Below are 15,016 nucleotides of genomic sequence, written 5' to 3'. Positions count from 1 at the left end.
CAGAAAAGTAAGAACATGAAAAAAACGAATCTCCTGGCAGGAATGCTGGCTTGTTTGTATGCCGGTACCTCGTCAGCGCAGGTGAAGTTGCCCGCTAACGACTGGTTAATTCAACCACAGTCGTATACGGCCACTATCACAGAAAAAGGCAAAGACATCACATTGAGTAATGGCTTATTGAGCCGGAGTTTTCGTGTAACCCCCAACGTGATATGTACCGACTACCGTAACCTGGTAAGCGGTGAACAACTGCTGCGTGCCGTAAAACCGGAAGCCCGGATCATCGTCAACGGTCACGATTACATGATTGGCGGCGCCAAAGGACAAACACAGCAAGCCTATCTGTTACCCGCCTGGCTGGATCAGCTGCAGGCAGGCAAATCGGATTTTATGTATAAAGGTCACCAGGTAACCGCTATACAACCTTACCTGAAATGGACCGCCCATGGCTGGTGCAGCAACCCTAAACAAGCCACCGGGAAAGCGCTTGTTTTCTCCTACGAAGCACAGGCGCCGGAGCTGAAAGGATTGCAGATAAAAGTACATTACGAAATATTTGACGGTATTCCGTTGTTATCCAAATGGCTGGAAATTACCAACCAAACCGGGCAACCCGTGAAACTGAACCAGGTAGTGAATGAAATACTCGCTACTCCCGAGGAAGAATCTGCCGTAGTAGGTGCCGTGGATAAAATGCAGGTGCCCCATGGCATCTACATAGAAAGTAACTATGCTTTCAACAACGCCATGAAAGCCAATCTCAGTGATCAAACTACTCACTGGAAAACCGACAGCACTTATACTTCACAGGTGAACTACGACTTTCAAACGCCCTGTCTGCTGGAAGTACATCCTAAAGTGCCCGTAGGTATTACCATGGCTGCCGGGGAACATTTTGAATCTATCCGCACCTACGAACTGCTGTTTGATAGTTATGACCGGGAGCGTAACGGCCTGGCTAAACGAAAATTCTATCGCACCATTGCACCGTGGACTACAGAGAATCCTATTTTCATGCACCTGGTGAGCACAGATCCGGAAAAGGTAAAAGCCATCATCGACCAATGTGCGGCTACCGGCTATGAAGGTGTGATCCTGAGTTTTGGTAGTGGTTTGAATATGGAAGATACCAGCGTCACCAATATCGCCAAATTTAAAGCGCTGACGGATTATGCCCACAGCAAAAAGATATTGCTCGGTGGCTACTCCCTGTTTTCGAGCAGGCGTATCAGTGAGGAAGATGATGTGATCAGTCCTGTTACCGGCAAAACAGGCAATGCTTTCTTCGGCAATGCTCCCTGCCTGGGTAGCAAATGGGGATTGGGTTATCTGCAAAAGATAAAACATTTTATTGCGGCTACCGGCTTCGATATTTTCGAAAATGATGGTCCTTATCCTGGCGATGTATGCGCTTCCACCACGCATCCCGGACATACTGGGGTAGATGATTCCCAGTGGAAGCAGATGCAGCTGCAGAAAGACCTGTATCACTGGTGTAATGAAAGAGGGGTGTATGTAAATGCGCCCGACTGGTATTTCCTGGATGGTACCAATAAAATAGCATTGGGCTACCGCGAAGTGAATTTCTCATTGCCAAGAGCAGAACAACTGATCCTGAACAGACAAAATATTTTTGACGGCACCTGGGAGAAAACGCCTCCCATGGGCTGGGGCTTTGTGCCGCTCAGCGAATACCAGGGTGGTGGCGCTGCGGCCACACTGGAGCCGCTGAAAGACCATCTCGATTCCTATGATCAGCTGATGGCGCAATACTATGGCGCCGGTATACAGGCCTGCTACCGTGGTCCTCGTTTATACGATACTGATGCCACCAAAGCTGTAGTGACTAACATGATCAGTTGGTATAAAAAATACCGCCAGATTCTGAATGCCGATATGATACATCTGCGCCGCGCCGATGGCCGTGATTGGGATGGCGTAATGCACGTTAGTCCAACGTTGCCGCAAAAAGCGCTGGTGATGCTGTACAATCCAACGACACAACCTATCACCAAAGAATTTGTGTTACCAATGTATTATACCGGTGCCACACAAAGTATCCGTGTACGGGAAAAAGAAGGTGTTGCAAAAGCGTATACCCTTGACCGTAACTATCAGGCGCATGTAAAAGTAACCATCCCGGCAGCCGGCTATACCTGGCTGGTGGCGGAATAAATAAGTATTAAACCAAATCAGCATAATTTATCAGTTATGAAAAAATTATCACTCTGTGCCGTTGCTTTTCTCCTGTTCCTGTTGCAGATACATGCACAGGACAAGAAAATTTTCAATGAAACGCCTGAGCAAAAAGAGCAACGATTGGCGTGGTGGGTAAATGACCGTTTTGGTATGTTTATTCACTGGGGCCTTTACTCTATGCCTTCCCGCCACGAATGGGTAAAAAGTAATGAGCATCTTACCAATGCTGACTATCAGAAATACTTCGACCTGTACAACCCTGACCTGTACAATCCCAAAGAGTGGGCGCGTCAGGCCAAAGCGGCAGGGATGAAGTATGCCGTAATCACCACCAAACACCACGAAGGTTTTTGTTTGTTTGATTCAAAGTATACCGATTATAAAGCCACTAACACGGCAGCGAAGAAAGACCTGATCAAAGAATGGGTGGACGCTTTCCGTGCAGAAGGATTGAAAGTGGGATTCTATTACTCCCTGATCGACTGGCATCATCCTGATTATACCATTGATCGCGTACACCCGCAGCGGCCCAATGATCCCAAGGATTACGAGCAGCTGAACAAAGGCCGGGATATGGAAAAGTATCGTGCTTACCTGAAAAATCAGTTGAAGGAATTGATGACCAATTATGGTAAAATCGATATCCTGTGGACCGACTTTTCTTTCCCGGGAGAACATGGTAAAGATCATAACGACTGGAATTCGCTGGACCTGATTAAAATGATCCGCAAATTACAGCCCGGCATTATTGTAAATGATCGCCTGGATTTGGGTGAATATGAAGATGGGGGCGATTTTGCAACACCTGAGCAATACAAAGTATCAGAGTGGCCTACCCGTAATGGTAAGCGTATTCACTGGGAAACCTGCCAGACTTTCTCCGGCTCCTGGGGCTATTACAGAGATGAAACCTCCTGGAAAGACAACAAACAATTACTGGTATTATTGATAGAATCCGTGAGCAAAGGTGGTAACCTGTTACTGAACGTAGGACCTACTTCCCGTGGTACTATCGATAGCCGTGCACAGGACAGACTGAAAGGTATGGGCGCCTGGATGGAAGTAAATGGTCGTTCTATTTATGGTTGTACCGAAGCGCCGGCGGAGTTTAAACGTCCGGAAAACAGCCTGCTGACTTACAATCCAACTACCAAACGTTTATATGTACACTTACTGGACTACCCGCTGCAACGTTTTGAGTTGCCTGGTATGAAAGGTAAAGTGAAGTATGCCCAGTTACTGAATGATGGTTCTGAAATAAAAATGCATGGTACCGATAAAGGTGACCTGGCGCTGGACCTGCCGGTGCGTAAACCGGACGTAGAGATTCCGGTGATTGAGCTGGTGCTGGAGTAACCAAAAGCAGAAATGCTGAAGCATCTGTAAAGAAAGCAGAAAGTAAAAAGCCATTGAGGCGAATGATCAGAGCGAATTTAATATCGCTTTAATCATTCGCCTCAATGGCTTTTTGCGTTCTGCTTTTTGCTTTTGGCATTTTTTTAAAAAAATGTCAGGAAGATGTATAATTTTATGGGTACCATTTTTTATTGTCAAACATCCCGGATGAAGAGAGTTTATTTTAGCCTGACTATGTGTCTGGCGGCCATATCATTCAGTTTTATCAAGCCTTTGCCGGAAGTTAAGCCCCCTAATGTGGTGATCATCTTTATGGATGATATGGGGTATGGTGACCTGGAGTGCTTTGCTGGCACGCCCTGGCACACGCCCAACTTAAACCGTCTGGCGGCGCAGGGGATGCGATTCACTTATTTTTATGCTGCGCAGGCAGTCTGTTCTGCTTCGCGGGCGGGTTTGCTCACGGGTTGTTATCCCAACCGTGTAGGCATTAACGGGGCGTTGTGGCCTACGGCGCCGATTGCGTTGGATACGGCGGAACAAACCATTGCCACCGTGTTAAAGAAGCAGGGATACAGTACCGGCATGGTGGGTAAGTGGCACCTGGGATCTAAAGAACCGTGGTTGCCTTTACAGCATGGATTTGATGAGTACCTGGGATTACCGTACTCCAATGATATGTGGCCGGTGCATTATGATGGTAAGCCCTATGCGGATACTTCCACGAACCCCCGCCGGAAATATCCTCCTTTGCCGCTGATAGAGGGGAATAAGCCGGTGAAATATATCAGAACGCTGGACGATCAGGCGCAACTCACTACACTCTATACGGACCGGGCTTGCCGGTTTATCAGACAGCATAAGCAGCAGCCGTTTTTTCTTTACCTGGCGCACAGTATGCCACATGTGCCTATTGCCGTATCGGATAAGCATAAAGGAAAAAGCAAAGACGGATTATTTGGAGATGTGATAGAAGAAATTGACTGGTCGGTAGGGCAGGTGATGAAAACGTTGGAAGAAAACGGGTTGGCAGAAAATACCCTGGTTATTTTTACGAGTGATAATGGTCCCTGGTTATCTTATGGTAATCATGCGGGGAACACGGGTGGACTGAGAGAAGGGAAAGGTACTTCCTGGGAAGGTGGCTTGCGGGTGCCCTGTATTATGCGCTGGCCGGCTAAAATTCCAGCAGGCACGGTGTGTAATAAAATGGCGGCTACTATTGATCTGTTGCCTACGATTGCTAATTTCTGCGGCGCCGGGCTGCCGGTACGGAAAATTGATGGCGTGGATTTGAAGTCACTATTATTTAATGAACAGGATGCAAACCCCAGAGATGAGTTAGCCGTATATTACCAGGTGAATAGCCTGGAGGCTATCCGTAAAGGTCCCTGGAAACTGGTATTGCCACACCGGAGCAGGACGTACAAATTAAATTTGCCGGGTTATGATGGATTCCCGGGAGCACAACCAGAAGTAGATGTTCCATTGGCATTATATGACATGCGCCGTGATCCTGGTGAAACGTTGGATGTTCAAAAGCAATTTCCGGAGGTCGTGAAAATGCTGACAGCGATCGCAGAAAAGTACCGGAATGATTTGGGAGATGATCTCACAAATAACAAAGGAACTGGCCGAAGAATGGCCGGAAAGGTGCAAATGTGATATATATGTTTAAATATAATTTGTTTTAAATGGAAGATGGGCCAACTTTTAAAGAGCTGATTTTTAGAGTATTATATAGGCGTTAATCCAACAAAGAGCTATAGATTACCACGTTATACTGTTGTTTTAATAGTAATATAAAACAAATTGTATATTAATATTTATTGAAAAACCATATAGTTATCCGATTGACTACTGCATGTAATTGTTTCAAATTTGTTACGGGTATGGAAACCGTGTCATCTTTCCATTTATAATTTTTATCAACCATACCAGCTTCCGAGAACTTGCAGTTATCAATGGGAAATTTCATATGAATATACATAACCCAAAAGGAATATTATGAAAAAAGTGCGGCCTATAAGTCCTGGTAATTGGGGAGAAGCGCGTGGATTAGAAGTTTCGGGACTGCACAGCGAATCAACAGAAGTGTTACAACAATTAGCAAAAGATATCTGCAACCTGGTTTTTATGGATATAGAGATACCTGGATTGACTGCGATAGAAGCCGCCAGCATAGTAAAAGCAGCGTACCCTGATGTAAATGTGTTGTTGCTGACCCTGAATGAAAAAGAGCAGGGTTTGACGCAGATACCGGCAGTAGCAAAGGGATATGAACCGGACCCCGTTCCGCCGGTATCCTTGTCTGAATTTATTGCACAGGTGTATGAAACGGCGCTGCAGTCGAACTTAGTGGCGGTGAACAAAGTACTGGCGTTTTTCCGTAAGGAGAAGCAGGTCCATCAGGACCCCTATGGACTATCGCCAAGGGAGAAGGAGATCCTGCGTTGCCTGGTGAATGGTGATACCTATAAGCAAATAGCGGATACGTGTCATATCAGTGTGGGTACGGTACGCTCCCATATCATGAATATTTATCGCAAGCTTGATGTAAATTCCCGTTCCAATGCCATCGTGAAAGCAATGAAAGAACACCTGATCTGATGTACGCAACATTTTAGCCCCAGAAATACTGTGTTTTTACTTGTCCACCCAGCTGACGCAAAGAGTTACATACCTGCACTACCATTTGTTGATTACCGGCCACATTAAAAGTAGTTTCTGCTGAGGGGAAATTATGACTGTATAACCATTCATGCAGGTCGGTGAAATAGTGTTGGTTGTCAGAAAGGGGTTGCACCGGCATTTGTAGTATTTGTCTGGTCTTTGGATTGTCCAGTGGCATAAAACAATGAAAATGCTGCGTTGCTGCCTTTTGCTCGTAAACGGTGTAGAAGTAAGCAGCTGCGCTGGTATCACCAATGCATACCAGGTAGGGAGTAGTAATAGGGAGATGTATTCCGCTACCGGGTCGCACATAATACACCTCCTGCCCGGGCTGCAGGTCCAGCGCCCAGTAGCTGCCGGCGCCATCGTGCCCGCAGTCGATCAGCAGCGTGGCTATTTGTGTGCTGGCATTCCAATGTGCAATGGTGTAGTCACGATAAGTATGTGGCGCTACTTCGCATTTAAGGTATTGAGCGCCGTGATCCGGCAGTAGTTGAGGTAATTGCAGTTCTACCTGCATCAGGAAATTACCAATGCGATGTACGTTATTGACAGACGCAGTTTTTCCTATGCGCGACAACAGTAAACTGGTCGCCCTGTCTTTAATTGAAGGCATGTAAAGTTTATTTTTCGGGTTATAATAGACCTGCATATCTGCCAGGCCATAGGCTACTATTTAATAAGTGCAAAGCTAGCGGACCGGCTAATATCCGTTATTATACTATTCCGGGTTATAATTATACATTTCCCGGCTGGCAATACGGAATGCCACGGGCGTTTGTCCGGTGTGTTGTTTGAAAAACCGGTTGAAATAAGTCACCTCGTTAAAGTGCAGGTGCCAGGCAATTTCTTTAATGCCCTGCGAGGAATGCAGTAACATGCGCTTGGCTTCCAGGATGCGCCGGTTGGCCAATAGAGCCGATGCAGTTTGCCCGGTTTCCTGTTTGACTACCTCATTCAGATGATCCGTTGTTACATGCAGCGCCCGCGCATAATCGCCTGAACTACTCCAGCTCAGCAAATGTTCTTCCATCAGCTCCCGGTAACGGGTCAGGAGTTCCGGTTGTAAATGGCTGACCGTATTATTTTCTGGTAAATGACGGGTGAATAATGTCAGCAGCAAGGTCAGGTATTGTTGCAGCACGGGTTGTTTTAATGGCCTGCGTTGGATAGACTCCCGGTGTAATTGCTCACAGAGATGCCAGATTTCTTTAAACCCTTCTGCATCAGGTGTCACCGGATTTTCCATACAAACAGGCAATGGCGGCATTCCTGCCGGCAAGAAATCCGGCATAAACGAAATCAGGAATAATTCTGCCGTCAATGCTTCCTCCGTGGGCATGTGTATCTGCCAGGGTGATAATAAGAACATACTGTTGGAGGGCATTTCTACCTGCCTGAAATCAACCATGTGCGTACTGGGCTGCGGGCCGGAAACCCCCAGCGTGTAAAACTCATGCCTGTGTGCCCCGATTAAACCACCATGTGGGTGCCTGTCATTTGATATCCTGTAACGTACGTCTATTCGCAGTCCAGGCTCCATCAATACCTCTTCCAAACTGTATGACACAATACCGGATGCCTTATCTTTTMTCATAAGTACAAATTAAGCCGATTCGCTTTTATCTCCTTCACCTATTTTAACAGACGATCCGGAAACGTAATTATTGTATACCGCTGCCTGAAAAAGATATCTGAAATAGGTAAAATTGCATACATTTAAATACAATCGATTGCATAAATTCGAATTTTATTAGCACCATGAATCAACCAATAGGCGTACAAAATTAATATAGCATTGATTTTTAGATCCAGGAACGTTTTTGCAAACGTTTGCTTTTTAACTGTTTAAATTCCATTACTGTTCCTATAAAAAAGAATGAATAAAATAAGACGAACCAACTGGTATCGCCTGATTAATTCCGGTTATAAAAACAACAGTACAACATGTTGATCAAAAAAATAATCACAGGCTGTGCGGCATTACTCTTTTCCATCAGCATCCTGGCCCAGCAGACCATCCGCATACAACAACCCTGGGAATATCTCCGGGGGGACCTGGGCGGTATCTGGGAAGCCGTACGCCCCGCTACCGAAGGAAGCCCGGAGTCCGTGCCCCTCTGGGAAACGGTTACCCTGCCACATTGCTTCAATGCCCGGGATGCGGTAAACCCGGATCAAAACTACTACCAGGGCCCCGGATGGTATAGAACACAGCTGAACATTCAACAACCATACCCTAACGGCCGCGTATTGCTGCACTTCGAAGGCGCCGGACAAAAAACTACCGTATATGTATACACGACAAAAGTAGCTGCACACACCGGCGGTTATGATGAATGGTCGGCCGACATCACCAATGCAGTAAACGATTTCCTGCAATCGCCCGCCGCTAAACGCTACAAAGGAAAAATCCCCATCTCCATCCGTTGCGATAATACCCGCGACCTGGAAATGATTCCTTCCAGCATGTCTGATTTTAATGTATATGGCGGCTTATACCGCTATGTGAATATCGTATATGCGCCCGCGTTATCACTGGAGAATTTTCAGGTACAGACGCAAACAGATGCTACGGGGAAAGAAGGAACGCTGACTATCAGCACCGCTTTTCAGGATGCCGCCAACATCGGCGCCGGCACACTCTCCGTGCGCATCCTGGACCCACAGCAACGACCTGTTAAAACCATCTCCCAAAATATCACTACCACAAAAGGTATTTTCCAACTGCCGGTCATCTCCCTGAAAAAACCACAGTTATGGTCACCGGATGTACCACAACGGTACACCGTAGAAGCGACGCTTACCAGCACCGCCGGCGTAGCCACCACCACCGTGCAAACTGGCTTCCGGCATGCGGAATTTGTAACACATGGACCCTTTTTACTGAATGGAAAACGACTCTTGTTGCAAGGTACCCACCGCCACGAAGATCATGCTGGCGTAGCCGCTGCTATGACGGAACAAATGATCCGCGATGAAATGATCCTCATCAAAAATATGGGCGCTAACTTTATCCGCCTCGGTCATTATCAGCAATCACGGATCGTACTCCACCTCTGTGATAGCCTCGGCATACTGGTATGGGAAGAAATTCCCTGGTGCCGCGGCGGCCTCGGTGGGGACCTATACCAGGCGCAAGCCCGGCGAATGCTCACGAATCTCATTGTACAACATCGCAACCACCCGTCCGTAATTTTATGGGGACTGGGTAATGAAAACGACTGGCCCGGCGACTTCCCCGAATTCGATAAACAAAAAATCCGCGCCTTTATGACGGAGTTAAACACCCTGGCGCATCAGTTGGATAGCACCCGCAACACCACCATCCGCCGCTGCGATTTTTGTAAAGATATTGTAGACGTTTACTCGCCTTCTATATGGGCGGGCTGGTATCGTGGTCGTTACACCGAATACAAAGCGGAAAGCCTGAGTGAAATCGCCAAAGTACCCCATTTCTTTCACGCCGAATGGGGCGCTGACAGCCACCAGGGACGCTATGCAGAAGACCCGGAAAAGTTTATCAAACAGATAGCCACCGGTAATGGCGCTGATGAACGCACCGGCGATTTTGCCCTCACCGGCGGTAATGCCCGCGCCTCCAAAGATGGCGACTGGTCAGAATCCTATGCGGTAAATCTGGTCGACTGGCACCTGAAAGAACAGGAAACCATGCCACAGCTCACCGGTTCGGCCTATTGGGTTTTCAAGGATTTTTCTACGCCACTTCGTCCCGAAAATCCTGTACCTTATGTGAATCAGAAAGGTATCGTTGGCCGTGATCTCCGCCCGAAAGAAATCTATTATGTGTTTCAGTCGTATTGGACCAAACAGCCCATGGCACATATTCTGGGGCATGCCTGGCCGGTACGCTGGGGGAAAGAAGGAGAAGCTAAGGAAATCCGCGTGTACTCCAATTGTGCCGAAGCTGAATTATTTGTAAACGGCAAAAGTGCCGGTATCCGCCAACGCCATAGCGCCGACTTTCCCGCCGCAGGCCTGCACTGGAAAGTGCCACTCAACAACGGCAACAACATCGTAAAAGTAGTAGCCCGTAACGGCAAACAAACGGTGACTGATGAAGTAAACTGGCAATATCAAACAGCCACCTGGTCCAAACCTGCAAAACTGTTGCTGGCACACAATGGTGATCAGGTGACCGTTAAAGCTGTAGATGCCGCAGGCGTACTATGCCTGGATGCAGCCAACGAAATCGAATTTTCTTTAGCCGGCAACGGCCGCCTGTTAGATGATCTCGGTACCGTAGGAGGTTCCCGGAAAGTACAACTGGCCAACGGACAAGCAAGTATTCGTGTAGCCGTCAACGAAGGGACTGTGGTAATAGCTGCCACTGGAAAAGGATTAGAAACAGGCATGACTCAAATAAAAAAATAACGTATTCATGATAAAGTATCTGTTAGCATCAGCCTCCGCTGTAATACTGTTTACACACACTACCTATGCCGCTTCACCGGCCGATTCGTTACTGAAGCTCTGGTACCGGCAGCCCGCCCAACAATGGGTAGAGGCTTTGCCGGTTGGCAACGGCCGCATCGGCGCCATGGTATTCGGTGGTGTGCAGCAGGAGGAATTGCAGCTAAACGAAGCCTATCTCTGGTCGGGCGTTCCCCGCAATGGCAATAACCCACTTGCCAAAGAAACCCTGCCTGAAATACGCAAGCTGCTGTTTGAAGAAAAGTATGCCGAAGCACATGTGCTGGCCCAAAAAATGATGGGTACCTATAGCGCCCGCTATCTCACGCTGGGCAGCCTGTTGATCGATAACGATATTCCGCAGGAAGCTACACAATATAAACGTGAACTGGATCTGAACAAGGGTATTGCCCGCGTAAGGTACACTGCTAACGGTGTGGACTATACGAGAGAAGTATTTGCCAGTTATCCACAACAATTACTGGTAGTACGCTATACCGCCAGCAAGGCCGCACAGTTGCAGTTCAGCACCCGCTTCGCCAATGGTATGCCACATACCAATCAGGTAGTGAATAATCACTATCTGGTGATGAAAGGCCGCTGCCCGGAATATGTAGCCGCCAGAGCTTACGAAGCAAACCAGATTGTATACGGTGATAAAGGCATCAATTATGAAGTGCACCTGGACGCCCGTGTAAACGGCGGACAGGTAACAACAGATACCGCCGGCATACATGTAAAAGGCGCCACAGAAGCTTTGTTGCTGGTATCGGTAGGCACCAGCTTTAAAGATGGACAACCCAATGGAAAATATGCACATGCTGCCGCTGCCGCGCCCTTGTTGAACACCGGTAATTATGCAAAATTATTAAGCACTCACGTAAACGATTACACGAAGTTATTTAACCGCGTATCCATTAATCTCGGTATAGATGAAGGCGCTACTTTACCTACAGATGAGCGCCTGAAAGTATACACAGAACACGGTGGCAATCGTGACCCGCAGTTGACTACATTACTTTATCAATACGGTCGCTACCTGATGATATCCGGTTCCCGCAAAGGTGGGCCAGCTATGAACCTGCAGGGATTGTGGAATAAGGAAATGCAACCACCATGGGGTTCTAACTATACCATCAACATCAATACAGAGATGAACTACTGGCCGTCGGAATCGGCGAACCTGTCGGAATGCGGCACGCCATTGTTTGATTTTATTCATCGCCTGTCGCAGAAAGGACGAGTAACCGCTACCGTTAACTACGGCGCCAAAGGATGGACCGCACACCATAATTCGGATATCTGGGATATGACCAATCCTGCCGGAGGCTTTGATTTCAAAGACCCCAATGGCAAGCCCACCTGGGCCATCTGGCCAATGGGCGGGGCCTGGCTCACCCGTCACCTGTGGGAGCATTATCTGTATACCGGTGATAAAAAGGCCTTACAACAAATGTATCCCGACTTGAAAGGGGCGGCTGAATTCATGCTGGACTGGCTCATCAAAAATGATGCAGGACAATGGGTCACCAATCCATCTACTTCTCCCGAAAATGATTTTCGTATTGACGGCAAACGTGTTGGCAGCGTGAGTATTGCTACCACCATGGACCTGTCTATTATTCACGACCTGTTTAACAATACCATACAGGCTGCCACTGTGTTGCAGCTGGATGCGCCACTGGTAGCACGCTTGCGGAAAACCATGGAAGATATTTATCCTTTCCATACCGGCCAGTACGGCCAATTGCAGGAGTGGTATAAAGATTGGGATGATCCGGAAGATACCCACCGCCATGCCTCGCATTTATACGGACTATTCCCAGGTAGTTTTATTTCGCCGAGAAGAGATGCTGTTCTCGCGGCAGCGGCTACACGTAGTTTGCTGCTACGCGGCGATGGTGGTACCGGCTGGTCTAAATCCTGGAAAATTAATTGGTGGGCGCGTCTGGAAGATGGCAACCACGCATACACGATGCTGAATAAACAATTATTCCTCTCTGGCGGTCAATCCGTGAGTGTCGCCAATAGCAGCAGTGGCGGTTCTTATCCCAATTTGTTTGACGCACATCCGCCGTTTCAGATAGATGGTAATTTTGGCGTTACTTCCGGAATCACGGAAATGTTGCTGCAGAGCCATGATGGCGTGTTATATCTGTTGCCGGCACTACCAGATGCCTGGCCTTCCGGTAACGTAAAAGGATTGAAAGCAAGAGGTGGTTTTGAAGTAGATATGGAATGGAAGAACGGACAGCTGACGCACGCGGTGATCAGATCTGCGTTAGGCGGCAACTGTCGTATTCGTACGCGCGTTGCCGTGAAGGTAGATGGTAAGGTGGCGAAAGTGGCTGAGGGAAACAATGCGAACGTATTTTATCAATTACAGACACCTGGTAAAACGGTGGTGAAAGATCCAACAAAATTGCCGGTGTTGCAGCTGGGAAAAGTATTTGAGTATGATGCTCCCACTGCACCCGGTAAAACTTATCATATCGAAAGTGTTTCTTAAGTAAAGATGTGTAGCGTATATTAGTTTAATAATAATTTCCACGATGAAAAAATATACCCTGTTTTTGCTATGTTGTTTACTGAGCGGCGCTATCGCTGCCAGCGCCGGTGATCCGGAACGATTTTTCCAGGCATTGAAAAATAGCACGCCGGTGGCATATACCACCGATGGTAGTCCCGCACCGGCATTTGTGAAAGTGCTCCGTAGCTGGAATGGTGATTTGTGCGAAGTGCGTGTAGTCAATACCGGTAGCACTGCCGTACGCTTGAAAGAAGTGGTGACTGGTATGGTGGGAAAAGTGCTGCCTGCCACCACGCCTTTTTATGCGGAAGGTTTCCAGATGCTCACACAAACCGCCGGCACACTCGCTAAACCTGAAAATCTGGGTAACTACACCGATGCGGCGCATTATAGAATCCCACAACCTGCCGGATATCTTGCTGTGTATAATTTGCTGCGACTATATCCTGCCGGTGAAGAGCAGCTATTACTGGGCTATACTTCCAGCAAACGCTTTGTAGGGAAGTTTTATTTATCTGCCGATACCATTAAAGTGGTGACGGACCTGGAAAACCTGGAACTGGCTCCCGGCGACACTTTTAGCCTGGAGGAGCTGATGCTGGCCACTGGAAAAGATGGTAATCAGTTACTGGATCGATTTGCAGATCGTATTCAACATTTCCATCCCCGCCTTGAGTTTAAGCAACCACCCACCGGCTGGTGTTCCTGGTATTGTTTCGGTCCGAAAGTGACCGCACAGAATATTTATGATAACCTGGATTATATCAAGGATCATATCCCTACATTGAAGTATATACAGATCGACGATGGGTACCAGCCACATATGGGCGACTGGCTCGAAGTGGGCAACTCCTTTGGAGGTAATGTGCAGCAGGTATTACGGAGTATCCGTGATAAGGGATTTGAGCCGGCTATCTGGGTAGCGCCGTTCATTTGTGATAGCAATTCGACGATTTATAAAAATCATAAAGACTGGTTAGTGAAAGATAGTACTGGCGCACCGCTACGCAGTGATCTCGTAACATTTGGCGGATGGCGTCTGAAACCCTGGTATGCACTGGATGGTACCAATCCCGCTGTGCAACAGCATCTGGAGCAACTGTTCCGCACCATGCGCAACGATTGGGGCGTTACTTATTTTAAGCTGGACGCCAATTTCTGGGGTGCTATTCATGGCGGCTATTTTTATGATAAGAAAGCTACACGCGTAGAGGCATATCGGCGTGGTATGGAAGCGATTATCCGTGGTAGTAAAGATGCGTTTTTGCTGGGCTGTAATCACCCGCTGTGGCCTTCTTTAGGCCTGGTACACGGCAGCCGCAGTTCCATGGATATCAAACGTAGCTGGACCATCTTTGAGCGCTCCGGCCGTGAAAACTTATCCCGGGCCTGGCAGAATGGGCGCTTATGGTGGAATGATCCGGACTGTTTAGTACTCACGGGTAATATGCCTGACAACGAATTTAATTTCCATGCCGCGTTGTTATACGCCACCGGTGGCATGTTACTCAGTGGAGACGATCTGACGAAAATATCACCCGAACGGCTAAACGTTTTACGCAAGGCTGTACCACCCACAGCGAAGGCAGCCGCCTTTGAAAATACCAATTATGAAATTGGCAGGGTGGCTACAGCCACCGGGCAACAGTTGATTTTGCTCAATTGGCAGGCATCTCCCAAAACAATATCCGTAAAACTTGATCAAACCTATGAGGTGGCCGATTATTGGACAGGCAAGGTATTGGGAAGTTTTACAGGTAACTTTTCATTGAAACTATCCGGGCACGATGGACGGGTATTGGCATTGACACCAAAAAAATAGAT

9 protein-coding genes are annotated in these 15,016 nt (G+C 47.7%); 7 read left to right on the top strand and 2 right to left on the bottom strand.

Going from position 1 to position 15,016, the window contains the following annotated elements; translation table 11 throughout:
* The first annotated feature begins 15 nt into the window (after positions 1–15).
* From AC1DFM_RS06755 to AC1DFM_RS06740, 4 genes are all read left to right on the top strand, one after another.
* Positions 16–2,175: an alpha-galactosidase gene (locus AC1DFM_RS06755; RefSeq protein ID WP_477075935.1), complete on the top strand. Its 2,160-nt coding sequence runs from the start codon at positions 16–18 to the stop codon at positions 2,173–2,175.
* 36 nt (positions 2,176–2,211) lie between these two features.
* Positions 2,212–3,555, top strand: a complete 1,344-nt coding sequence (locus tag AC1DFM_RS06750) for an alpha-L-fucosidase (protein WP_477075934.1) — start codon at positions 2,212–2,214, stop codon at positions 3,553–3,555.
* 207 nt (positions 3,556–3,762) lie between these two features.
* A complete protein-coding gene (locus AC1DFM_RS06745; RefSeq protein ID WP_477075933.1) occupies positions 3,763–5,220 on the top strand; it encodes a sulfatase family protein in 1,458 nt (485 codons plus the stop codon).
* A gap of 342 nt (positions 5,221–5,562) precedes the next feature.
* The gene (locus AC1DFM_RS06740; protein ID WP_477075932.1) at positions 5,563–6,165 is read left to right on the top strand and encodes a response regulator transcription factor; all 603 of its coding nucleotides are present in this window, start codon (positions 5,563–5,565) and stop codon (positions 6,163–6,165) included.
* Between the two features lie 13 nt (positions 6,166–6,178).
* Here the strand turns inward: AC1DFM_RS06740 and AC1DFM_RS06735 are convergent, their stop codons facing one another.
* Positions 6,179–6,844 (bottom strand): ferredoxin reductase domain-containing protein, encoded by a 666-nt coding sequence (locus AC1DFM_RS06735; protein ID WP_477075931.1) that lies wholly within the window; start codon positions 6,842–6,844, stop codon positions 6,179–6,181.
* Between the two features lie 105 nt (positions 6,845–6,949).
* A complete protein-coding gene (locus AC1DFM_RS06730; RefSeq protein ID WP_477075930.1) occupies positions 6,950–7,825 on the bottom strand; it encodes a helix-turn-helix domain-containing protein in 876 nt (291 codons plus the stop codon).
* A gap of 350 nt (positions 7,826–8,175) precedes the next feature.
* Here AC1DFM_RS06730 and AC1DFM_RS06725 point away from each other — a divergent pair, with 350 nt between their 5' ends.
* The 3 genes from AC1DFM_RS06725 to AC1DFM_RS06715 are packed head-to-tail and all read left to right on the top strand — an operon-like array spanning position 8,176 to position 15,014.
* Positions 8,176–10,623, top strand: a complete 2,448-nt coding sequence (locus AC1DFM_RS06725) for a glycoside hydrolase family 2 TIM barrel-domain containing protein (RefSeq protein WP_477075929.1) — start codon at positions 8,176–8,178, stop codon at positions 10,621–10,623.
* A gap of 7 nt (positions 10,624–10,630) precedes the next feature.
* Entirely contained in the window at positions 10,631–13,171 is a 2,541-nt protein-coding gene (locus AC1DFM_RS06720) for a glycoside hydrolase family 95 protein (RefSeq protein ID WP_477075928.1), read from the top strand.
* Between the two features lie 43 nt (positions 13,172–13,214).
* Positions 13,215–15,014 (top strand): glycoside hydrolase family 36 protein, encoded by a 1,800-nt coding sequence (locus AC1DFM_RS06715; RefSeq protein ID WP_477075927.1) that lies wholly within the window; start codon positions 13,215–13,217, stop codon positions 15,012–15,014.
* Positions 15,015–15,016 lie beyond the last annotated feature (2 nt).

The sequence above is a fragment of the Chitinophaga sp. 05T412 genome (assembly GCF_056396465.1).
This window is presented reverse-complemented; position numbering and strand designations above follow the sequence as displayed.